The organism is Micromonospora sp. A202 (genome assembly GCF_006715105.1).
GTDB classification, from domain to species: Bacteria; Actinomycetota; Actinomycetes; order Mycobacteriales; family Micromonosporaceae; genus Micromonospora; species Micromonospora zamorensis.
Genome location: NZ_VFMP01000001.1, coordinates 3,953,696 through 3,977,459, shown reverse-complemented (window position 1 = coordinate 3,977,459; position 23,764 = coordinate 3,953,696). Strand labels below are relative to the sequence as shown.

6 protein-coding genes are annotated in these 23,764 nt (G+C 74.1%); all 6 read right to left on the bottom strand.

Annotation, left to right across the window (positions count from 1 at the left end; all coding sequences use genetic code 11):
* Positions 1–10 precede the first annotated feature (10 nt).
* Genes FBZ33_RS18440 through FBZ33_RS18415 form a run of 6 tightly spaced genes read right to left on the bottom strand, consistent with a single transcriptional unit; the run spans position 11 to position 23,764 of the window.
* Positions 11–1,183: a PLP-dependent aspartate aminotransferase family protein gene (locus tag FBZ33_RS18440; RefSeq protein ID WP_141910032.1), complete on the bottom strand. Its 1,173-nt coding sequence runs from the start codon at positions 1,181–1,183 to the stop codon at positions 11–13.
* Positions 1,180–6,462, bottom strand: a complete 5,283-nt coding sequence (locus FBZ33_RS18435; RefSeq protein ID WP_141910031.1) for a non-ribosomal peptide synthetase — start codon at positions 6,460–6,462, stop codon at positions 1,180–1,182. Before FBZ33_RS18435 ends, FBZ33_RS18440 begins: the two co-directional genes overlap by 4 nt.
* Positions 6,459–7,475, bottom strand: a complete 1,017-nt coding sequence (locus FBZ33_RS18430; RefSeq protein WP_141910030.1) for a TauD/TfdA family dioxygenase — start codon at positions 7,473–7,475, stop codon at positions 6,459–6,461. The genes FBZ33_RS18435 and FBZ33_RS18430 overlap by 4 nt, the downstream gene beginning before the upstream one ends.
* The gene (locus FBZ33_RS18425) at positions 7,472–8,539 is read right to left on the bottom strand and encodes a TauD/TfdA family dioxygenase (RefSeq protein WP_141910029.1); all 1,068 of its coding nucleotides are present in this window, start codon (positions 8,537–8,539) and stop codon (positions 7,472–7,474) included. Before FBZ33_RS18425 ends, FBZ33_RS18430 begins: the two co-directional genes overlap by 4 nt.
* Entirely contained in the window at positions 8,532–11,693 is a 3,162-nt protein-coding gene (locus FBZ33_RS18420; protein WP_141910028.1) for a non-ribosomal peptide synthetase, read from the bottom strand. Before FBZ33_RS18420 ends, FBZ33_RS18425 begins: the two co-directional genes overlap by 8 nt.
* Positions 11,690–23,764, bottom strand: a complete 12,075-nt coding sequence (locus FBZ33_RS18415; protein ID WP_141910027.1) for a non-ribosomal peptide synthetase/type I polyketide synthase — start codon at positions 23,762–23,764, stop codon at positions 11,690–11,692. The genes FBZ33_RS18420 and FBZ33_RS18415 overlap by 4 nt, the downstream gene beginning before the upstream one ends.

Sequence of the window (23,764 nt, the reverse complement as noted above, 5' to 3'; positions counted from 1 at the left end):
GCTCCGATCGTCATCCGGTCGCCTTGTCCGCCGCGGCGAGGAAGTCGGCCACCAGGTCGGCGGTGTCTTCGATGCCGGTGGAGACGCGCACCAGCCCGTCCCCGATGCCGGTCGCGGCCAACTGCTCGGGGTCCACGATGCCTGCCCACATCGACCGGGGGTGCACCACCAGCGTGCTGACGCTGCCGAGGCTGGCCGCTCGTTTGGCCAGCCGCAGCCCGTCCAGCAGTGCGGCGGCTCCGGCCCGGCCGGCCCGCAGGTCGACGCTGAGCACCCCGCCGAAGCCGGTCATCTGCCGCCGCGCCAACGCGTGCTGCGGGTGCGACGGCAGCCCGGGGTAACGGACCCGGGCCACCGCCGGATGCTCCTCCAACGCACGGGCCAGGGCCAGGGCGTTGGCGTTGTGCCGCTCCACCCGCAGCGGCAGCGTACGGATGCCGCGCAGCAGCAGCCACGCGTCCACCGGGCCGAGGGTGGCGCCGGTGACGATGGCCGTCTGCCACACCCGCTCGACCAGCTCGGCGGAGCCGACGACCACTCCCGCCGACACGTCGGAGTGGCCGCCGAGGAACTTGGTGCCGCTGTGCCAGACCAGGTCCGCCCCCACAGCCATCGGACGCTGGTTGACCGGTGTGGCGAAGGTGTTGTCGACCACCACCAGCGCGCCGGTCGCGTGGGCGAGCTCCACCACTGCGGTGAGGTCGGTCAGCTCCAGCAGTGGATTGCTCGGCGTCTCCACCAGCACGAGCCGGGTCCGTGGCCGGATCGCCCGCGCGAACGCCTCGGTGTCGGTCTGGTCGACCTGGGTGTACGACACCCCGAACCGGGACAGCAGGCCGGTGGTGAGCGAGGTGGTGCCGCCGTACGTGCTGCGCTGCACCACGACGTGGTCGCCGGCGGAGAGCAGGGCCAGCGCGATGGTGCTGATCGCCCCCATCCCGGAGGCGGTGACCAGCCCCGTCTCGGCGCCTTCCAGCTCGGCGACGACGGCGGCCACCTGGGCGTGGTTCGGGTTGCCGTAGCGGGTGTAGAAGGCGCTGCCCCGCGTCTCGGTGGCGATCGCGGTGAACTGCTCGTCGGAGTCGGCGCTGAAGGTGACGCTCTGCACGATCGGCGGCGCGACGGCTCCGCCCGGGACCAGTCCGTCGTCGCCGTGCACGGCGGAGGTGCTGAGACCGGTCATGACCGGGCCACCCGGTCCACCAGTGCGCCGTAACTGCCCAGCGTCACGAACTCGGGCAGCGTGAGGTCGCTGCCGTGGCGCTGCCGCAGCATGGTGACCAGCCGCAGCGCGCGCAGCGAGTCACCGCCGGCGGCCGACCAGCCGGTCGCCGGATCATCCGGCGCGACCCCGAGCACCTCCTGCCAGGCCGCCGCCACCCGGGTCGCCCACGCATCGCCGGCCGCCTGCCCACCGCTGGCAACGGCGGCCAGCGGCGCGTGCGGGTCGGCCGCCAGCAGGCGACGGAAGCCGTCGGCGAACGCGTCGACCCGGTCCCCGGCGACGGTGCGGTGGTCGTACTGGAGGGTGAGGGCGAGGCGGCCGGTGTCCGCGTCCAGCTCGGCGTCGACGGCGAGGCTGAACGCCACGTCGACGGTGACGCCCCGACTGTCCACGATGCGGGGGCCGCCACCGGCCGGGTCGTTGGTGAAGTGCGTCCAGTTGAAGAAGTGGTCGAAGCGGGGTCCGACCCCTCCGGCCCGGACGATCTCCGCCAGCGGAAAGCGGTGGTGCCCCATCATGTCCCGTTCGGCCCGCCACACCTCGGCGGCCAGCTCGGCCAGCGAACGGGTGCCCAGCTCCACACCGACCGGCAGGGTGTTGAGGAACAGCCCGAGGGTGGCGTCGCTGCCCTCGCCCTCCGGCCGCCCACCGACCACCAGTCCGCTGACCACGTCGTCGCGGCCGGTGAGTTCGCCGAGCATCCGCAGGTGGGTGGCGAGCAGCCAGGACTTGACGGGTACGCCGGCGGCCCGGGCCGCCTCGGTGACCGCGTCGGTGGTGCCCGCTCGCAGTGGCACCTGCTGGGTGGTGGTGGTCCGTGGGGCGGCCCCGCCGAGCAGCAGCGGCGGCACCGCGCCGGGACCGTCCAGCCAGAACCGGCGGCTGGCCTCATCGGTCCGGGCCCGTCGCTCGGCGGCCACGTACTCCCGGAACGGCAGGCCGGGGCGGGCCGGATGAGAGGCGCCGGCCCGCTCCCGGTCGTACGCGGCGAGCAGGTCGGTGCGGAACAGGTGCAGACTCCAGCCGTCGAGGATGGCGTGGTACTCGGCGATGATCAGGGTGAACGCGTCGACGTCCTCCCGGACGGCGTGCAACCGCAGCAGCGGCGGTCGGGCCAGGTCGAAGGGGCGTACCCGCTCGGCTGCCACGAGTTCGTCGACCCGGGCGCGGCGGGTCTGTGCGTCGACACCGGTCAGATCCGTCACCGGCACCTCGACCGGCACGTCGGCGTGCACGAGCTGCAACGGCTCGGAGTACGCGCCCAGCGCGAACCCGGTCCGCAGCACCGGATGGGCGGCCACCAGACCGGCCAGCGCGCGCCGCAGCGCGGGCGCGTCCAACGGCGCGGCGATCCGGTGCGCGGTGACGTTGTGGTACATCGCCGGGTCGCCGGTCAGCTCACAGTGGTAGACCATGCCCTGCTGGAGGGTCGTCATCGGGTACGCGTCGGCCAGCCCGGCGGGCAGCAGCTCCCGGTCGGCGGCGGCCACCAGAGCGAAGCGTCCGGCCGCCGGGACCGACGCCGCGCCGGCCACCGCGTCGGTCCCGGCGACGGTGATCTCGCCGTGCGTGACCAGCTCGCGGATCGTCTGGTACGTGAAGATGTCGCTGAGCCGGAAGGACAGCCCTCGCTTGTTCGCGGCGACCTGCATCTGGATGCTGCGGATGGAGTCGCCGCCGAGCGCGAAGAAGCTGTCCGTCACGCCGACAGTCGCCACCCCGAGCACCTCGCGCCACGCCTCGACGAGGATCTGTTCGGCCCGGTCGGCAGGCGCCACCACAGTGCCGCCGTGCGACCGGTCGAGGCGGGGCACGGGCAGCGCCGCCCGGTCGAGCTTGCCGTTGCGGGTCAGCGGCAGCTCGTCGAGGAGCACCACCGCCGCCGGGACCAGGTGGGCCGGGAGCCGGTCGGCCAGCCAGCCGGTGAGTCGCTCGTCGAGGGGCCCTGCCGTCGGCCCGGCCGGGACGACCACGGCCGGGCGTGGATCGGCGGCGTACTCGGGGCGCACGGCGTGCAGGGTGTGCCGGTCGGTGCCGACCAGCAGGTCGTCCTGCCGGGTCACCACGTCGAAGCCCCGCGCCTCGAAGGTGGCGACCAGCTCGGCCAGTCGGCCCTCGGTGTCGGTGCCGGGCGCGTCGTGCACCTCCATGGCGACCTGCGCGACCAGCGGCCAGTGCCGATCCTCCAGCCCGGCGAGCACATCCGCCTCGGCCCGCTGTACGTCGATCTTCAGCAGGTCGATCCGTTCCGGGGCGAGCTCGTCGAGGAACGCCGACAGTGGCCGGACCGGCACTGTGATCTCCCGGCCGGCGAAGCGTTCCGCGAGGAGTTCGTCGACCCGGTCGAGCAGCACCTCCCGGTCGGCGCCGGCGTCGCGTTCGTTGGCGAGGAACCGTTTGATCACCGCCACCTCTGCGTCCGGGTCGGCGTACGCGGCGTGGCCGGACATCATCGAGTAGCCCGGGTAGTAGGTGAAGGACACCTCCCCGGCCGTCCGGGACAACCCGACCGCGTGCACGGTGGCCGGCACGCCGAACTCGGCGACGTTGCGGCGCAGCAGGTCGGCCACCGACGGCACCGGCTCGAACGCGTGGATCGTGGCGTCCGGGCAGACGGCGTTCACGAACAGCGAGAACATGCCGATGTTCGCGCCCACGTCCAGGACCGTGGCCCCGGGCCGCAGCACGATGCCGTCGCGCAGGTAGACCTGCTGGACGAAGATCTCGTCGTACAGGTAGCGGGTCTCGTGGGGGTTGACTCCGGCAATCCGATCGACGTCCACAGTGGTCGGTGCGCCACCCGGGCGGACGTAGGCGACGAGCCGGTCGCCGTGCCCGTCGTCGTCGCGGGCCATCACCGCGGCGTCGGCCACCTCCGGGTGCTCGCGCAGCGTGGCCGCGATCTCGCCCGGCTCCACCCGGAACCCGTGGATCTTCACCTGGTCGTCGAGCCGACCCAGGTAGCGCAGCCGCCGGTCGGCGTCGAAGCGGACCCGGTCGCCGGTGCGGTACACCCGCTCGGTGCGCCCGGACGGCAGCGCCACGGTCACGAACCGCCGGGCGGTGGCCTCCGGGTCGCCCCGGTAACCCTCGGCGAGCTGCGGGCCGCTGACGCAGAGTTCACCGGCCACGCCCGGCGGCACCGGGCGCAGCTGCTCGTCGAGCACCCACACCGCGACGCCGGGCAGGGGTCGGCCGATCGTCGGGGCCTCCCCGGCACGCACGTGCGCCGCAGTGGTGTCCACCGTGCACTCCGTCGGGCCGTACAGGTTGACCGCCCGGACATCGGGCAGCGCGGCGACTGTCTCCCACAGGTCGGGTGTGATCGCCTCACCGCCGAGCAGCAGCAGGCCGGGAAGCCGGATGTCACCCGCCCCGGCGAGCAGGATGCGCAGCTGAGAGGGGGTCAGGTCGAGCACGTCGACACCGTGGTCGGCCAGCGTGGCAGCCAGTGCCGCCCCGTCCCGGCGGACCCGCTCGGGCACCAGGTAGAGGCTGCGGCCGCGGCCGAGCTGCACGAGCTGCTTAACGCTGGCGTCGAAGGTGAGCGGGGCGTTCACCGCCACCCGCAGACCGGGGCGGCTGTCCGCGTACACGACCTGCTCCAGGGCGTCGGCCAGGTGCGCGGCGGCGCCGTGCGACACCTGCACCGGCCGGGGAGTGCCGGTGGAGCCGGACGTGAAGATCACGTACGCCGGGTCGGTCGGGGCCGGCATCGCGGCGGGCGGGCGGTCGCCGGCCGCGACGAGGTCGCCGACCGTCACGGTCGCCGCACCGCCGTCGCCGACGACGACCTCCGCGCCGACCGCGCGGATCTGCGCGGCGAGCCGCCGGGACGGGGCGTCCGGGTCCAACGGCACGAAGACCGCCCCCGCGCGCAGCACGCCGAGGAACGCCACGACGGTGTCCCGGGACCGGTCGGCCAGCACGCCGACCGGGGCGCCGGACAGGCCGCGCGCGGCCAGGGCCCCGGCCACCCGCGCGGCCCGTTCCCCCAGCTCACCGGCCGTGTACGCGCCGTCCGCCGCGACCACCGCCACGGCCTGCTCGTCCATCCCCGCCAGGCCCGCGTCGAAAAGGTCCACGAGGGTACGCGCCGACGCCTGCGACGGTGTTCCCGCCGCGTCGGTCAGCCAGCGGCCCTCGGCGTCGCCGAGCACCGACGGCGCGTCGGCGCTGGAGAGCGCGGCGGGCAGGGTCCGCAGGACCGCCAGCAGCGCGTCGAGCAGCCACTGGCCGCCGACCACGTCCAGGGTGACCCGGTCGCCCTCGGCCAGCACTGTCAGCTGCGGGCCGGCCGCCGCCGCTGGGGTGTCGATCTCCACAGTGACGCCACCGAGCCTGGCGGCAGTGGCCGGCGCGGCAGCCAAGGGCACCGCGAAGCCCGCCACCGCCCCGGACTGCTCGTCCACCGGGTCGACCAGGTGGAACGTGTCGTCGGCGGTGCTCTCGGCCGCGCGGACGACGGCCAGCAGGTCGGCGGGCGCGGTGGGCAGCGGCAGGGCCAACCGGAGCGGGCCGTAGCCGCCCAGCGGACCCACCACCTCGGCGGTGCCAGCGGCATGACGGCCGTCGCTCCACCGGGCCAGCACCAGGTCCATCTCGTCGGCGCCCTCCGGTGCCTCGGCGCGCCGGGACACCGCGAGCGCCCACGCGGCCAGCAGCACGGTTTCCGGCTCGACACCGGCGGCCCGCGCCACGTCGGTCAGCTCGGCGGCGGAAACGGTCGCGGACACCACGGCCGTCGGGTCGTCCCCGTGCGGGGTGACCAGTCGGGCGGCCGGCGCTGTCGGCGCGGCGGTGGCCGGTGCCTGCTCGCGCTCCTCAAGCTGCCACTCGGCGACGTCGAGGAACTGCAACGCCTCCGGATCCGGCGGCAACGCCTCGCCGGCGTACGCCCGGGACAGGTCGGCGAGGACCAGACGCAGGCTGGCCGGGTCGGCGATCAGCGGGGTGGCGGTCAGCTCCAGCGCATCGTCGGTGAGGGTCACCGACAGCTCGCCCTGCGCGCCGACGGTGACGCTGCGGTCGTCGTCGACGTCCTGCATCGGCACCCGCAGACCCGGGTGGTGCACCAGGGTCAGGCGCAGCGCCTCGTGCCGGGCCACCACCGCGTCCAGGGCGCTCTGCAACCGGGCCCGGTCCAGCGGGCGGTCCAACCGCACCCGCGCCCGGACCAGGTCCTGCTTGGCCGACCAGGCGAGCCGCTGGACGGGGGACAGACGGTAACCGTTCACAGAACGCTCCGGTTGACGTAGAGGTCGGACATGGCGACCAGGATCTGCCGGTCGCCGCTGAAGGGTTCGCGACCGTGGGTCGCCAGGAAGTTGTCCACCACCAGCACGTCGCCGCGCTGCCAGGGAACCGACACCGCGTGTTCCCGATACAGCTCGCGCAGCCCGGCGACCACCTCGTCGGGGATCGGCTGCCCGTCACCGAGATACGCGTTGCGAGGCAACCCATCCGGGCCGTACTCGCGCAGCAGCGCGCCGGACACCTCGGCCGGCATGTTCGACACGTGGAACAGGTGGGCGTGGTTGAACCACACCGTCTCCCCGGTACGAGGATGCGTGGCGACCGCCTGCCGCCGGGCCCTGGTCCGCAGGCCGTCGGAGCCGAGCCAGGTGAACTCGGTCGCCGAGGCGCGGCAGTACGCCTCCACCTCGGCCCGGTCGGTGGTCTGGAACGCCTCCTGCCAGGGCAGGTCCAGGTGCGGGCCGTAGTTGCGCACGTAGCAGACCCCGGAGCGGAGGAAGAGTTCCCGCACGTCGGCAGGGATCAGCGGGGTGATGACCCGTTCGCTGGCCAGCGGGGTGGCCCCGCCGCTGCCGGTTGCCGGCTGCGCGCACCAGAAGTAGAGGTAGCTGGGCCAGTTGTGCGAGTACGACATCTCGTGGTGCAGCGGGATCCACTGCTCGGCGTTGAACTCGGTGGAGGTGAAGACCCGGTCGGCGACCTCGTGCCGGGGCGCGGCCCGTTCCAGGTAGCCGAGCAGGTCCGGGCTGACCGCCCGGGCGGCCTGGCTGAAGTCGTCGGGGGTGCGCACCTCGAAGCCGCGGAAGAACACCGCCCCGTACTGGTCCAGGTCCCGGAGCAGCTCCTCGCGCCTGCCGGCGAGCCAACCGGCCAGGTCGAGGTCGGGCACGGCGGCCTCGACGAGCAGCACGAACCGGTCGTCCACGAGCACCCGCCGGGACACCGGCGAGCTGACCGTGCCGGTACCGCGTCGACGCGGCGCCGGCCCGCTCATGCCCGGTCCCCGGTCGGAGCCGGCATCGCGCGGGTCGCCTCGGTCAGTTCGGGCGCGGCGGTCGGATCGGACATGGCGGTGAGGATCCGCCGGGGTGGGGTGAACGGATCCCGGGCGTGCGCGGCCAGCATGTTCTCCACCAGCAGCACGTCCCCGCGCTGCCAGTCGAAGGAGCGGGTCTCGGCGGCGTACGCGGCCCGCAGCTCGGCCAGCACCTCGTCGGAGATGGGCGTGCCGTCGCCGTACGCGGTCTGGTAGGGCAGGTCCTCCTCGCCCAGGGCGGCCCGCAGCCCGGCGCTGACGTCGTCGGGCAGGGAGGTGACGTGGAAGAACAGCGCGTGGTTGAACCAGGTCCGTTCGCCGGTGACCGGGTGGCGGCGTACCGCCGGGCGGACCTGCCGGGTGCGCAACTGCCGCTCGCCGACCCACTCCACGTCGATCAGCGCGCGGGCGCAGTACGCCTCGACGTCCTCCCGTCGTTCGGTCTGGAACGCGGTCTGCCAGGTCAGGCTGATGCCGGGCAGGTAGTTGCGCCGGTAGAGCACCCCGCGCCGCTCGAACTCGGCGACGGTCTCCGGGCGGAGCCGGGCGAGCACCCGGCGGCTGTCCGCGAGGGGGGTACGCCCACCCGCGCCCGGCGCCACCTCGCAGTGGAACACGATCCGCAGGGGCCAGTTCACCGTGTACGACTGCTCGTTGTGCAGCACGATCGGCTGATCGGCGGGGTGCTCGGTGGAGGTGTACACCCCCTCGGTGACCTGGCTGCGGGGCGAGGACCGTTCGCCGTAGCTGAGGACCTCGTCGGAGAGCGCGGCCATCACGGTGCGGAAGTCCTCGGCGCCGGCCACGGCGAAGCCACGGAACAGCACGGCCCCGTGCCGGCGGGCCAGCTCATCGACCTCGTCGCGGCGTCCGGCCAGCCAGCCGGCCAGATCAACGTCGGGTGTGTTGGCCCGGATCAGCGCCGGCAGCGGGCCGCCGGGCCAGTCGGGGTGGACGTCCACCAGGTTCCGTTCACGGCCGCGACGGGGAATGCTCCGCGCGACCCGGGTCTGCTCAGTCATCTCTCGCTCCCAGGGTGTCGACGCAGTCGGCCAGACTGCGTCGGGGGTCGGCGGCGGCGGTCCGCAGCAACGCCGTGAACCGGCGGTGCCAGGTGACCACCCCGTCGTGGTCGAACAGATCGGTGCGGTACGTCCACAGCGCCGCCAGCCCGTCCCGCCGCTCGTCGAGCCAGAGGGTCAGGTCGAGGCGGGCGGTGTCCGGGGTCAGCTCCTCGCCGGTGAACTCGACGCCGGCCGCGGTGCGGTGTCGGGCCGGTGGGGCGTTCTGCACGCCGAAGGCGACCTGCACCAGCGGGGTGCGGTGCGGCTGGCGGGTGGGCCGTAGCCGCTCCACCAGCAGGTCGAAGGGCACGTCCTGGTGGGCCGCGGCGAACAGGGTGGCCCGGCGGGCCTCGGCGAGCAGGTCGGCGAAACCGCGCTCCGGCGCGGGGCGCAGCCGCAGCGGCACGGTGTTGACGTGGCAGCCGACGCTTCGTTCGGCGGCGACACTGGTCCGGCCGGCGAAGGCCACGCCGATCAGCAGGTCGTGCCGGCCGGTGGCGGCGCCGAGCACTGTCGCGAAGGCGGCCAGCCCGACCATGTGCAGGCTGACCCGTTCGGCCCGGGCCAGTTCGCGTACCGCCTCGGCGGTGGCGGGGTCCACTGTGGTCCGCAGGGTGGCGCCGGACGGCGACCGGTGCGGTCCGGCCTGCGCCGCGCGTCGGTCGAGCCGGTCCGTCGCGGGCAGGTCGAGCAGGTCGGGTGCGCCGCGCAGCTCGTCGAGTTGGTCGGCCAGCGCCCGCCGCCCGGCGGGACCGGCTAGCCAGTCCCGCTGGGCCAGGGCGAACGCCGCCGGGCCGGCCACCGGGGGCTCCGGCGCCGTTGTCGCGACGTTGTCGTACGCGTGGGCCAGCTCCCGCACGATCAGGCCGAACGACCAGTCGTCGCAGACGATGTGGTGCACGACGAGCAGCAGCGCCACCGCACGGCCGGTGGTGTCCGGCACCAGGTGGGCGCGGAGCAACGGCCCGGTGGCCAGGTCCATGGGGGCCCGGGTGGCCTCGACGCCGAGTCGGGTGAGCCGCTCGTCGAGCGGGGTGCCCGGTTCGGGCGGCGCGACGAGCGGCGGCGGCCCGGCGCCGGGGAGGACGTGCTGCACCGGCCCGTCCGGCCCGACCGGAAACACGGTGCGCAGGGCCGGATGCTTCTCGACCACCCGAGTCAGCGCCCGGGCCAGCCGGTCCGGGTCCACCGGCGTGTCGAACCGCACCGCGAAGGCCAGCAGGTACGAGGTGTCCGCCGGGTCGAGCCGGTGCAGGAACCACAGCCGGGCCTGCGCGGCCGACAGCGGCGCGGGGCCGGCCGGTGCCGGGCCGGCGGGTTCCCCGAGCGGCGTCGGGTCGACGGCCAGCCCGTCGAGGTGGGCCGCCAGCGCGCCGACGGTCGGGTGCGCGAAGAGGTCGCCGGCGTGGACCGGTCGGCCGGTCGCGGCGGCCAGCCGGGTGGCGCAGCGGACGGCGAGCAGTGAGTCTCCGCCGAGGGTGAGGAAGTCGTCGTCGGCGGTGGTCACCGGCACGCCGAGCACCTCGCGCCACACGGCCGCCACCTCGGCGAGCATGCCGTCGAACGGCCCGGCGTCGGGCCCGGCGTCGCCGCCGAGGGCGGGGGAGGGCAGTGCCGAGCGGTCCACCTTGCCGTTGGGCAGGGTGGGCAGCCGGTCCAGCCAGACCACCGTCGCGGGGACCAGCGGCGCGGGCAGCACCCCGGCCAGCCGGGCCCGGACGTCGTCGCGCCGCTCGCCGACCAGGTAGCCGACCAGCAGCGGATCCCCGCTCGGTCCTTCCCGGACGGCGGCGGTCGCCTCGCGTACGCCGGGAATGGCTGCGAGGCGGGCGGAGACCTCACCCAGCTCGATCCGGTAGCCGCGCAGTTTCACCTGCTCGTCGAGTCGGCCCAGGTAGGCCAGTTGCCCGTCCGGGCGCAGCCGGACCCGGTCGCCGGTGCGGTACATCCGCTCGCCGGGGCGGAACGGGTCGGGCAGGAACCGGGCCCGCGTCTCTTCCGGGCGGTCGAGGTAGCCCCGGGCCACGCCCGCCCCGGCCAGGTGGAGTTCGCCCGGATCGCCCGGCGGGACCGGCCGCCCCTCGGGGTCGAGGACGTAGGCCCGGGTCTGCGGCAGGGGCCGGCCGATCGGCGGGTCCCCGCTGTCCGGCGGCACCTCCGCCCAGGTGGAGTAGGTGGTGTCCTCCGACGGGCCGTAGAGGTTGCAGAGCCGGCGGACGTGCGGACGCGACCACACCCGGGCGGCCAGCGCGGCGGTGAGTGGCTCACCGGCGAGGCAGACCGTCCGCACGCTCGCGGGCAGGGCGTCGGCGGTGAGCAGTTCCCCCATCGCGGAGGGCACGGTGTTGACCAGTGTGACGGGCAGCCGATCCGCGCCGGGGGTGGCGAGGGCCAGCACGTCGTCGACGAGCAGCACCCGCCCGCCCCAGCAGAGCGGGCCGAAGATCTCGAAGACGGACAGGTCGAAGCAGACGGAGGTGGCGGCGAGCAGGCCGCCCAGTTCGGTGTCGTCGAAGGTCTGCCGGATCCAGTGCATGAGCACCGACGCCGAGCGGTGCTCGATCGCCACGCCCTTGGGCCGCCCGGTGGAGCCGGAGGTGTAGATGACGTACGCCAGGTCCGTCGGGCTCGTCGGCACCGCCGGGTCGGTGCCGTCCCCGGGCGGGTCCAGTCGGTCGATCGGGACGGCCAGGTCGGGGAACCGGTCGGCGAGGTCGGCGCGGGTGAGCACCAGGCGGGCCCCGGAGTCGGCGGCCATGAAGGCCACCCGGGCCGGCGGGTACGCCGGGTCCAGCGGGACGTAACAGGCGCCGGCCTTGAGTACGGCGAGCAGGGCGACCACCAGTTCGGGTGTCCGGGGCAGGCAGACGCCGACGCGGTCCTCCCGGTTCACCCCGCGCTCGAGCAGGACCCGGGCCAGCCGGTTCGCGGCCTCGTCGAGATCCCGGTACGACCACGTGCGGTCGGTGTGCCGTACCGCCTCGGCCTGCGGGGTTCGGGCGGCCTGCGCAGCCACCATCCGGTGCAGACAGTCGACGTCGGCTGGTACGCCGGTGGCGCGTCGGTCGACGGTTCGGCGGGTCGGGCCGGCGGGCCGGGCGGGGGCGCTCATCGACGACCACCGCGCCCGCCCACCGGGACCGGCTCGGCCCGCTGCGCGCCCCCAGCGCGGTGCTCGGCGAGCCGTCGGTCGGCCTCGGCCTGGAGGCGGTCCTTGTCGGCGACGATGACAGTGCCGGGGTCGTTGTCGGGCAGCTCGTCCTCGACGTGGCGGATCGGTCGGTAGGCGATGCCGATGGCGGCCAGGGCGAGCGAGCAGAGGCCGGCGACGATCGCCGCGAGGGCCATGCCGCGGCCCGGGTCGGTGCCGACGACAGCGGCCAGCAGGCCGCCGGGCGACACCATCGGGGCGAACACGTGCTCGGCGAGCGGACCGGCGGTGAGGAAACCGGCCGGCACCATCAGCCAGGACAGCATCTGGCCCATCGAGAGCACCCGGCCCTGCAGCTCCAGCCCGACCTTGGCCTGCACGATGGCCAACCAGTGCGTGTTCACCAGGGCCGTGGCCAGGCCCATGCCGAACAGGCCGAGGGCCGGGAACAGTGGGCTCGGGCGCAGGCCGACAGTGAGCAGCGACGCGCCGAGGAGCACGACGCTCGCCAGGATGCCGGTGGTCCGCCGGGCCGTGCCGCCCCACACTCCCATGAGGACCGAGCCGACGAGCATGCCGACGCCGCTGGCGGCAAGCACCCGGCCGAGCACCGCCGGGTCACCGAACGACAGGGTCAGCGGGGTGACCAGGACCTCGACCATGGCGAAGAAGTAGTTGAGCGACGCGGTCAGCACGACCAGAGCCACCAGGCCGTGCCGGCGCACGATGAACCGCCAACCGCCCAGGACCGCCCGCCGGAAGGTCTCCTCGCGCCGGACGAACAGGGTGTTCGGGAACCGGACCGACAGGGTGACGGTGACCGCGACGGCGAAGGTGAGCAGGTCGATGATCACGACGCCGCGCAGCCCGACCGCGATGACCAGCGCACCGCCGAGCAGCGGCGCCAGCACCGTGCTCGTCGCGGTGCCGAGGGAGACGATGCCGTTGGCGCGCCCGTAGTACCGCTTGGGCACGAGTTGCGTGACGGCCGCCAGGTAGGCGGGTAGCTGGAAGGCGGTCGCCACGGCGGTGACGGTGATGGCGGTGAAGACGTGCCAGAGCTGGAGTTGGCCGAGCCACAGCAGCAGGGCGAGGCTCACCGTGCCGGTGGCGGCCACGCAGTCCGCGACGATCATGATGAGTCGCCGGTCCCACCGGTCGGCCAGCGCCCCCGCGATGGGGGACAGCACCACGGCGGGCAGCAGCGCCAGGACGGTGGCCGTGGCGAACAACGAGACCGACCCGGTCTGCTGGTACACCCACAGGCCCATGCCGAAGCCGGTCAGTCCGCTGCCGATCAGCGAGACGAGCTGACCCAGGGCGATCAGGTAGAACACGGTGAGGCTGGGCATCGCCCGACGTACGGCGGGTGGGGTGCCGTCCGTCGCCGGCACGACCACGGCGGCCGGCGGGGGCGCGGCGGCGGCCGGCGGAGTAACCGCGTCGGCCGGCGGCTTGGCGGACGTCGCGTTCGACGGATCGCAGGTCGCCTGGATGATGCGCGCCACCTCGGCGGGTTGGTGCTTGGCGAAGTAGTGGCCGGCGCCCTCGATGACCTCCAGGGACACCCGGTCGGAGAAGAACTCCCACTCCAGGTAGCGCTCCTGGTACAGCTCGGTGGCCCGGTCGCCACCACCGACCACGCAGACGATCGGGGCCGACAGTTTCCTGGGCAGACCGTTGTCGTAGACGTCGGTGTAGTAGTCCTCGCCCATCGCGGCGTCGGCCAGGACCACGCGCATCACGAAGTCCTTCTCCCGCTCGTCGAAGACCTCGGTGAAGAAGCCCATCGCCCGCAGCGACTCCAGGGTCCGGCGCTTCGACGTCCACCGCTCCGTCGGAAACCACTGCCGTAGCCAGCGGAACACCCGGCCGGGCAGCCGAGGGGCGGGGAAGTGCGCGCCGATGACCACGCCGGTCAGCTCCACACCGGCCGCCTCCAACCGACGGCCCAGCTCCACCGCCTCGGCGCCGCCCATGCAGTGCCCGTACACCGCCACCGGGCCGCTGATCCCCGCCACGACCTCGGCCACGCAGCCGTCCACCAGCTCGTCCATGCCCAGCAGGGGCTCGTCCGGGCGGTTCACGTCGTGCCCGGGGCGCTCCAGGGCGTACAGCCGCACGCCGGGTGGGAGGGCGTCCGCCAGCGGCTGGAAGGTGATCGCGCTACCGGCGGCGAAGGGTACGCAGACCAGCGTCAGCCGTGTCGGCGTCGCCGGTAGCGCCGGGGTCAGCTCGTGCAGCAGCCGCCCGGCGGACCCCCCTGTCGCGTCCAGGTGCTCGGTCAACGAGCGGATCGTCGGGTGGCGGAACAGGTCGAGGACGCTGATCGCCGGGTCGTTGCCGGCCAACGCCTTGATGGCCTTGAAGGAGTCGCCGCCGAGGTCGAAGAAGTCGTCGTCGATGCCGACGGTGTCGTAGCCGAGCACCGCCGCCCACCGCTTCGCCAGCGCCGCCCGCAGCGGGGTGTCGGGCGGTGCCGCGCCGACGCCGGCCCCGCCGCGTACCGGTGCCGGCAGGGCGGCCCGGTCGACCTTGCGGTTGGCGCTCAGCGGCATCCGGTCGAGCACCACGAACGCGGACGGGACCATGTAATCGGGCAGGTAGGTGCGCGCGAAAGCCCGCCAGGGCGTGGGGTCGGCGTCGAAGTCGGGTACGGGCTGCCCAGCCGCCCCGCCGTCGGGTCCGTCCCCGTCGGCCGCCGTTCCGGTGGTCAGTGTCAGGTAGGCCACGACGCTCTTCTCGCCGTCGTCCTCGCGGACCACCACTGCGGTGTCGCGGACCTCCGGGTGGCGGCGCAGCACCGCCTCGATCTCGCCCAGTTCGATGCGGAATCCGCGGACCTTCACCTGCGAGTCGCTGCGGCCGACGAACTCGATCCGGCCGTCGGCCAGCCACCGGCCGAGGTCCCCGGTGCGGTAGAGCCGGCCGGCGGAGAACGGGTCCGACACGAACCGCTGCGCCGTGAGGTCGGGGTCGCCGTGGTAGTCACGCGCCAGCCCCGCGCCGCCGAGGTACAGCTCACCCAGCACGCCCACCGGTGCGGGACGCAGTCGCGGGTCGAGCACGTAGGCGCGCACGTTGCCGATCGGGCGGCCGATGCTGAGGTGGGTGACGTCGGGTTCGAGGCGTTCCATGGTGGACCACACGGCGGCCTCGGTCGGGCCGTAGAGGTTCCACAACGCCCCGACCCGTTCGGCGAGCTGCCGGGCCAGCGGCGCGGACACCGCCTCGCCGCCGCACACCGCCGTCAGGCCGGGCAGCCCGGTCCAGCCGGACTCGATCAGCAGCCGCCAGGTCGCCGGGGTGCCCTGGGCCAGGGTGACCCCCTCCGCGGCGAGCAGCGCGGCCAGTCGCGGCGCGTCGTACCCGACGTCGCGGCCCACCAGCAGCATCCGCGCGCCGACGACCAGGGGCAGGAACAGCTCCGGTACGGACATGTCGAAGGCGAAGCTGGCCATCGCGAGCATCGTGCCGTCGCTGGTCAGGCCGGGCCGCTCCCGCATGGCCGCCAGGGTGTTGACGATCGCGCCGTGCGTCACCCGGACGCCCTTGGGGTGGCCCGTGGACCCGGACGTGTAGATCACGTAGGCGAGATGGTCCGGCCCGGCCAGCGGCTCGGGGTCGGTCTCCGGCCCGGTGCCCGCAATCGCGTCGGTGCGCAGTACCTCGCCCGCGTACCCGTTGAAGCGGTCGGCCAGGCCCGGATCGGTGATCAGGACGCTCGCACCGCTGTGCGTCAGCACGTACCGCTGCCGCTCGATCGGATAGTCGGGGTCCACCGGGACGTACGCGCCGCCGGCCTTGAGCACACCGAGCAGCGTGACCGGCAGTTCCTCGGAGCGGTGCAGGCAGACGGCGACAGTGCCGTCGGGGCCGACCCCGGCCCGGCGGAGCCGGTGCGCGAGCCGGTTGGCCCGGGCGTTGAGCTGGGCGTAGGTGAGCGTGGTGGTCCCGAACGTCACGGCCGGCCGGTCCGGGTTCGTGGCGACCTGGTGCGCGATCAGCTCGACCAGGGTCGGCGTCCCCCCGTCCCGACCGGCCGTGGCCCAGCCGAGCGGGGTGGCGGTGTCGTTCCACTCGTCGACGCGGCTCAGCTCGGCGGGGGTGAGGACGGCCAGATCCGCCAACCGGACGTCGGGGTCGGCGACGGCAGCGGCGAGCAGCGTCTCCAGGTGCCCCATCATCCGCTCGGCGGTGGCCGCGTCGAACAGGTCGGTGTTGTACTCCAACCGGAACCGCAGCCCCTCGGTCACCTCGTACGCGTACAGGGCGAGGTCCTGCTGGGCGATCCCCGGCTCGACGGCGAACTGGACCATCCGCAGCCCGGCGGTTCCCAGGTCCCGCCGCTCGGGCAGGTTCAGCAGGTTGAACATCACCTGGAACAGCGGGTTGCGGCTGAGGTCGCGGGGCGCGTCGACGAGATCCACCAGCCGCTCGAACGGCACCTCCTGGTGGTCGTACGCGCCCAGGGCGGTGCGCCGGACCTGCTGGAGCAGCTCCTCGAAGGTCCACTCGCCGTCGATCGAGGTCCGCAACGGCAGCATGTTGACGAAGAAGCCGACCATCGGTTCGAGTTCGGCGCGTACCCGCCCGGCGACCGGCGTGCCGATGCAGATGTCCCGCTGGCCGGTGTAGCGCCACAGCAGCGCCTTCAGTGCAGACAGCACCGTCATGGCCAGGGTGGCGCCCCGGGTCCGGCTGAACCGGCGCAGCTCGTCGGCGGCGTGCGGGGACAGGACCTGGGTGTGCACCGCGCCGTGGAAGGTCTGCACGGGCGGTCGGGGCCGGTCGGTGGGCACCTCCAGGACGCTCGCCACCCCGTCGAGCTGCTCGCGCCAGTACCGCATGTCGTCGCTGTCGACGTCCGCCAGCCGGCCGCGTTGCCACCGGGCGTAGTCGCCGTACTGGACGGCCAGTTCGGCCAGCGGCGCGGCGCGACCGTCCAGGGCGGCGCCGTACAGGGTGGCCACCTCGTCGGCGACGATGCCGAGTGACCAACCGTCGGAGACGGCGTGGTGCATGGTCATCGACAGCACGTGCCGGTCGTCGGCGATGCGCAGGAGCACGGCACGGAACAGCGGCCCGCGGGCCAGGTCGAACGGGCGTCCGACGTCGGCGGCGAGGGCGGCGTGGGCCCATGGCGGCACCGCGTCGGCGACCGTCGGCTCCACGATGCTGCGGGCGACCGGGGCCGTGTCGTCCGCGCCGGTCGGGGCGGACACGATCGGCAGGTCCACCGGGCCGGGCGGCAGCACCTGCTGCACCGGGTCGCCGTCGGGTCCGAGCGGAAAGACGGTACGCAGCGACTCGTGCCGCCGGGTCAGCTCCGCGAGGGCCCGGCGCAGTGCGTCGACGTCGAGGGTGCCGTCGAGCAGCAGTGCCGTGCCGACGGTGTAGGCGCTCTGCTCGTACGCCTGGTCGAGGAACCACAGCCGGTGCTGCCCGGAGGAGAGCGGCGCCGGCCCGGCGTCGGGGTCGGCGCGGGGGATGGTCGGTGCGGCGCTGGGCCGCGGTGCGACGGTGGTGGTGGGTGCGGGGCCGGTCTGCGGCAGCGTGGCCGCGATCCCGGCGACGGTCGGCGTCGCGAAGATGGTCTCCAGCGGCAGCGCGACGCCGAGTCGGGCCCGCAGCCGCACGACGAACTGGGTGGCGAGCAGCGAGTGCCCGCCCAGCTCGAAGAGGTTGTCGAGCGCCCCGATCGGCCGGATCCCGAGCAGCTCGCTCCACAGGTCCGCCACGATTTCCTGCCCGGGCGTGCTCGGGGCGACGTAGGCGGTGCTGACCGGTGGGCGGTTGCCGGCCTCGACCTGCCCGGGTGCCTCCGGAGCGGTAGAGCTCGGCGGGACGGCCACGGGCTGCGCCGTGTCGGGCCGCGACACCGCGTCCAGCCAGTGGCGGCGCCGCTCGAAGGGATAGCCGGGCAGGGCCAGGCGGCGACGTGGGCCACCGTGGAACGCTTGCCAGTCGACCCGCCCGCCGCACAGCCACAGCCGGCCCACCGCGTCGAGCATCGTGGTGAGGTCCTCGGCGTCGCTGCGCGGATGCCGCATCGCCGCCACCACCTGACCGGGCCGCACCCCGGCCAACCGGGCGAGGCCACCGAGGGCGTGCCCGGGACCCAGCTCCGCGAGGACGACGTCCTGCTCGGCGAGCAGCGCTGCCGACTCGGCGAACCGGACCGGCTCCCGCATGTGCCGCACCCAGTACGCGGGGTCGGTGACCTGCCCGGGGGCGACCGGACCGCCGGTCAGGTTGGACAGGTACGGGCGTTGCGGCTCGTGGTAGGTCACCCGGCGCGCGTGGTCGGCGAACTCGTCGAGCACCGGGTCGAGCAGGGCCGAGTGGTAGCCCCGGGTGACCCGCAGCGGCCGGCACCCGACCCCGTCGGCGGTCAGCCGCCGGCGCAGCTCCTCGATCGCCTCCGGTGCGCCGGACAGCACGCACAGCTCGGGTGCGTTGACGGCGGCCAGCGACAGACCGTCCACCGCCAGCCCCGCCGCCGCCGTCTCCGGCAGACTCACCGCGAGCATCGCCCCGGCCGGGGTCCGTTCGACCAGCTCACCGCGGGCGCTCACCAGCCGCAGCGCGTCGGCCAGGGAGAAAACACCGGCGAGGCACGCCGCGACGTACTCGCCGAGGCTGTGTCCCACCATCAGGTCCGGGGTCACCCCGCGGGCGAGCAGCGACCGGGCGAGGGCGTACCCGGTGACGAACAGAGCGGGTTGGATCAACCCGGGCCGCGCGAGCAGCCGCTCCGCCTCCGGGTGGCCGTCGGGTGCTGGGCACAGCAGAGTACGCAGGTCGAGGCCGAGGTCGTCGCGGAGCAGCTCGGCGCACTCGTCCACCACCGCCCGGTAGGTCGCCTCCGCGCGGTACAGGCCGGCGCCCATCGCCACGTGCTGCGCGCCGTGCCCCGGGAAGGCGAACACCAGGGTCCGACGGCCACCGGGATGAACGCCGGTGAACTGCCGTTGTGGCGCGTCGAGGGCGGCCAGCGCGTCGGCGTGGTCCGCCGCGACGAGAAAACGGCGGTGGGTCATCGGCTGGCGCCGGCCCAGGTTCGCCGCCACGTCGGCGAGGTCCACGTCGGGGTGCGCGCCGACCCAGTCGCGGAGCTGACGCGTCTGCCGATCCAGCGACTCGACCGTACGCGCCGACAGGACCAGCAGGTGCGGCCCGGTGGCCGGCGGGGCAGGCGGCGCGGCGGCTGTGGCCGGCGGCTCCTCCAGCACGACGTGGGCGTTCGTGCCGCCCATGCCGAACGAGCTGACGCCCGCCCGGCGCGGGCCGTCGTCGCCGGGCCACGGTCGGGCGGTGTCGTTCAGGTAGAACGGGCTGCTCTCGAAGTCGATCGCCGGGTTGGGTCGGCTCACGTTGATGGTGGGCGGCAGCGTACGGCTGTGCAACGCCATGATCGTCTTGAGTAGCCCGGCCACACCGGCGGCGGCGTCGGTGTGGCCGATGTTGGCCTTGGCCGAGCCGAGGGCGCAGAAGCCCTGTTCGTCGGTGCCCCGCCGGAACGCCTCGGTCAGGGCGGTCACCTCGATGGGGTCGCCGAGGCTGGTGCCGGTGCCGTGCGCCTCCACATAGCTCACCGAGCGGGGCTGCACGCCGGCCGACGCGAGGGCGCTGCTGATCACCGCAACCTGGCCGTCGACGCCGGGCGCGGTGTAGCCGGTGCGGCGGGCGCCGTCGTTGTTGATCGCGGAACCGCGGATCACGGCGTAGACGGTGTCGTTGTCCGCGACCGCGTCCTCCAGCCGCTTGAGCGCGACGATGCCGACCCCGCTGGACGCGATGCTGCCCCGCGCGTCGGCGCTGAACGGCCGGCAGTGTCCGTCGGGGGAGTAGACCCCGCCGTCGTGGTAGAGGTAGCCGCGCCGCTGCGCCGGGAAGACGCTGACCCCACCGGCCAGGACCAGGTCGGACTCACCGGTAAGCAGGCTCTGCCGGCCAAGGTGCACAGCGACCAGGGAGGTCGAGCAGGCCGTTGCCACGGTGACGGCGGGGCCGGTCAGGTCGAGTTTGTACGCGACACGGCTGAGCAGGAAGTCCTTGTCGTTGTTGATGGACAACTGGTGTTCGCCGATGGTGTGCATCAGCTCCGGATGGCTGCTCAGGTTGTCCAGCAGGTACGTGCTGCGACCCGACCCGGCGAACAGGCCGATCCGGCCGGCGTGGCCCGCCGGGTCGTAGCCGGCGTGCTCCAGCGCGTGCCAGGCGCACTCCAGCAGCATCCGGTGCTGCGGGTCGAGGGTCTGCGCCTCCCGGGGCGTGACGCCGAAGAAGGCGGCGTCGAACTCGTCGATCCCGGGCAGCCAGGTGCCGGCGCGGACGTACGCGGGATCGTCGAGCCGGAACGGGTCGGCCCCGTCGGCCAGCATCTCCTCGACGCTGAACTCCCGCACCGACTCCACGCCGGCGCGGATGTTGTGCCAGTACTCGTCGATGGTCCGCGCGCCGGGGAAGCGACAGGCCATGCCGACGACGGCGATCAGGCCGCCGGGCTCGGCCGTGGTGCCCGTCCGCGGCCGGGTGACGCGGGCCGTCGTGGCCGGGGCGACCGGGGCCTGCGCGCCGGTGGTGGCCGTGGTCAGGAACGCCGCCAGGGACTCGACAGTGGGGTTGCGGAACAGGTCGGTGACCGTGACGACGTCACCGAGCCGCTCGTGCAGTCGCTTGAGGACAGCCAGCAGGCGCATCGAGTGGCCGCCGAGGTCGAAGAAGTTGTCCCGCGTACCGACCTGCGCGACGCCGAGCACGTCCCGCCACACGTCGGCGACCAGCCGTTCGAGCCCGATCCGGGCGGCGTCCCAGTTGGCCGGTACGGGCGCGATGGGTGCGGTCGCCGGCTGTTCGGGCGTCGGGCGATCCGGGTCCGCCTCGGCGCGCTGCCGGGGCACCTCCCGACCGGCGGCGGGCAGCGCGGCGATGTCCACCTTGCCGTTGCGGGTCAGCGGCAAAGCGTCGAGGAAGACGACGGCGGCGGGCACCAGGTAGGAGGGCAGTTCGGCGGCGAGCGCCGCCCGCAGGGCCGCCGCGTCAGTCTCCGCCCCGCCGGCCCCGTCGGCTCTGCTGGCCACGCCGGCTCCGCCCGTCACGTACGCGACGAGGCGCGGGTCGTCCGGGTCGTCCCGGCGCAGCTGCACCGTCACGTCGCTGTCCGGCCGGCATCGGCGGATGGCGGCCTCGATCTCGCCGCACTCCACCCGGTAACCGTGCAGTTTGACCTGGCTGTCGGTGCGGCCCAGGTATTCCAGGTCCCCGTCGGGACGCAGTCGCACGAGATCACCGGTGCGGTACAGCCGGGATTCGGGGGCGGACGAGAACGGGTGTGGGACGAACCGCGCCGCCGTCAGCGTGGGCTGGTGCAGGTAGCCGCGTGCCACGCCGGCTCCGCCGACGTACAGCTCGCCGATAACGCCCACCGGGACCGGGTTGCCCCATGCGTCCAGCACGTACAGCTCGGTGTTGGCGATCGGTCGACCGATGGGGACCGAGCCGTCGACGGGAGTGGACGGGTCGACCTCGTACGCGGCGCAGCCGACCACCGTCTCCGTCGGCCCGTACTCGTTGACGAGCGTGGTGTCGGGGGCGTGCGCCCGCCACGGCGCCACCTGGTCGGCGCGCAGATTCTCGCCGCCGATGACGAAGCACCGGGTGCGGCCGGCCATCTCGGCGGGGCTGAGCTGATGGTTGACGAGGTCGAGCTGAGCCGGGGTGATCTTGACCAGGCCGAAGGCCGGCCGCTGGTGGCGCAGCGCCTCGCCGAGCGCCTCCGGGCCGAGGTGTTCGCCGAGCATCAGCACGGTTGCCCCGCTGACCAGCGGGACGAGCAGGCTCGTGACGGTCAGGTCGAACCCGACCGACGAGTGCAGCGGAACCGTGTCCCCGGGCCGCAGCCGGTAGGCCTGGGCGGCCCAGCGCACGTAGTTGCAGACCCCCCGGTGGGTGACCATGACCCCCTTGGGGCGGCCGGTGGACCCGGAGGTGTGGATGACGTACGCGAGGTCGTCCGTCGAGGGTTCCGGTCGCCGTCGCGGCCGTCGCCGGGGACCGGCCGCCGCGCCACCGGGCTGCGCGGCAGGGACCGGCGTGTGCCGGTCGGGCACCAGCAGCGCCAGGCCGTCGGGCACCAGGTGCGCCAGCTCCGCGCAGGTGAGGACGACCGGCGCGGCCGTGTCCTCGATCAGATACCGCAGCCGGGCGGGCGGGTTCGCCGCATCCATGGGTACGTAGGCCGCGCCGGCCCGCAGTGCGGCGAGCACCGCCACCGCGAACGGGACCGCACGCGGCAGCAGCACTCCGACGAGACTGCCGATGCCCACGCCCCGCCCGCGTAGCGTCTCCGCCAGCGCCTCGGCGGCCGTGTGCAGCTCGTGGTAGCTCAGCGCGGTGTCCCCGTCGGTAACCGCCACCCCGTCGGGGTTTCGGCGCGCCTGCCGCTCGATGAGCACGTGGACCAGGTCGTCCGGCTCGGCGGGGGTGGCGGTGGCGTTGGCCGCCACGACGAGCTGCCGGTACTCGTCGGCGTTGAGCATCGTGGCCGAGCCGACCGGTGCGCCGGGCTCGGCAACCAGCGAGCGCAGCAACGTCTGGAAATGACCGGCGAGGCGGGCCATCGCGTCGTCGTCGAACAGGTCGGTGCGGTATTCCAGCACGGTCCGCACACCGTCGGCGTTCTCCCGTACCGAGACGGTCAGGTCGAACTTCGCGGTGGTCCCGGGCACGTCGATTGAGGTGACCTCGATGCCGTCGAGGCTGGGTGGTGCCGTCTCACGGCCGTACACGAACATCACCTGGAACAGCGGGGCGAAGCCGGGCCTGCGGGCCGGGCGCAGCGACTCCAGCAGTGTCCCGAAGGGAAGCTCGCCGTTGTCCAGGGCGTCGCCGGCGGCGGTGCGCACCCGTGCGAGCAGCGTCTCGAACGACGGGTCGTCGTCCAGCCGGGCCCGGACCGCGACGGTGTTGAGCAGCAGCCCGACGAGCTGCTGCGCCTCGGAGCGCCGGCGGTTCGCCACCGGCGTTCCCACCACGATGTCGCGTTGCCCGGTCCAGCGTGCCAACAGGACGTGCAGCGTGGCGAGCATGACCATGTACGGGGAGACGCCGAGTCGTCGGCACAACGCCAGCAGCCGGTCGGTGGGCACGTCCAGCGGGAACGACACTGTGGCCCCCGCACCGGACGGCACCGCGGGCCGGCGTCCGCGGGTGGGCAGCTCCAGGACGGCGGGCGCATCGGCGAGTTGCGCGTGCCAGTGGTCGCGTTGCGCCGCCGCCTCGGCCCCGGCGAGCCAGTCCCGTTGCCACGTCGCATGATCGCGTTGGTCGACGACGACCGGGCCGAGGTCAGCCGGTCGTCCGGTGCGGTGCGCGGCGTAGAGCCGTTCCCACTCGTCGTGCAGGATGCCGAGCGACCATTCGTCGACGGCGACGTGGTGGAACGTCAGCAGGAGCACGTGCTCCTCGGCAGCGAAGCGCAGCAGGCTGGCCCGCAGCACCGGTCCGCGTTCCAGATCGAGCGGGTCACGCGTCTCCGCGTGCATCCGGGCCTGCATCTCCTGGTCGCGTTGCCACGCGGGCAGCCCGCCCAGATCGTGCACCCGCAACAGTCCTGGTTGCGGCTCGCCGACCACCTGGACCAGGCGCGGCGCGACGTCGTCGGCCTCGGTTGGCCCCGAGCCGGGCCCGCCGGGTGCGAGCGTGGTGCGCAGCGCGGCGTGCCGGGCCACCAGGGCGTCGAGCGCCCCGGCCAGTGCCGCCACGTCCAGTGGCCCGACCAGCCGGTACGCCAACGGCACCAGATAGCTGGCCGGATCGGGGTCGAGACGGCTCAACGACCACATCTGGCGTTGCTCGTGGGTCGCCGCGACCAGGGCGCCGGCACTGTCGCGGCGGCGCGGCACGACCGGCGTCGCCTGCCGGGGCCGCATGACGTCGGTCATCGCGTCCGTCTCCTTCGTGATGCCAGCAACGGCCGGATCCGCCCACGCGGCGGCCCGGTCCAGCAATGGCTCCTGACTTCGCAT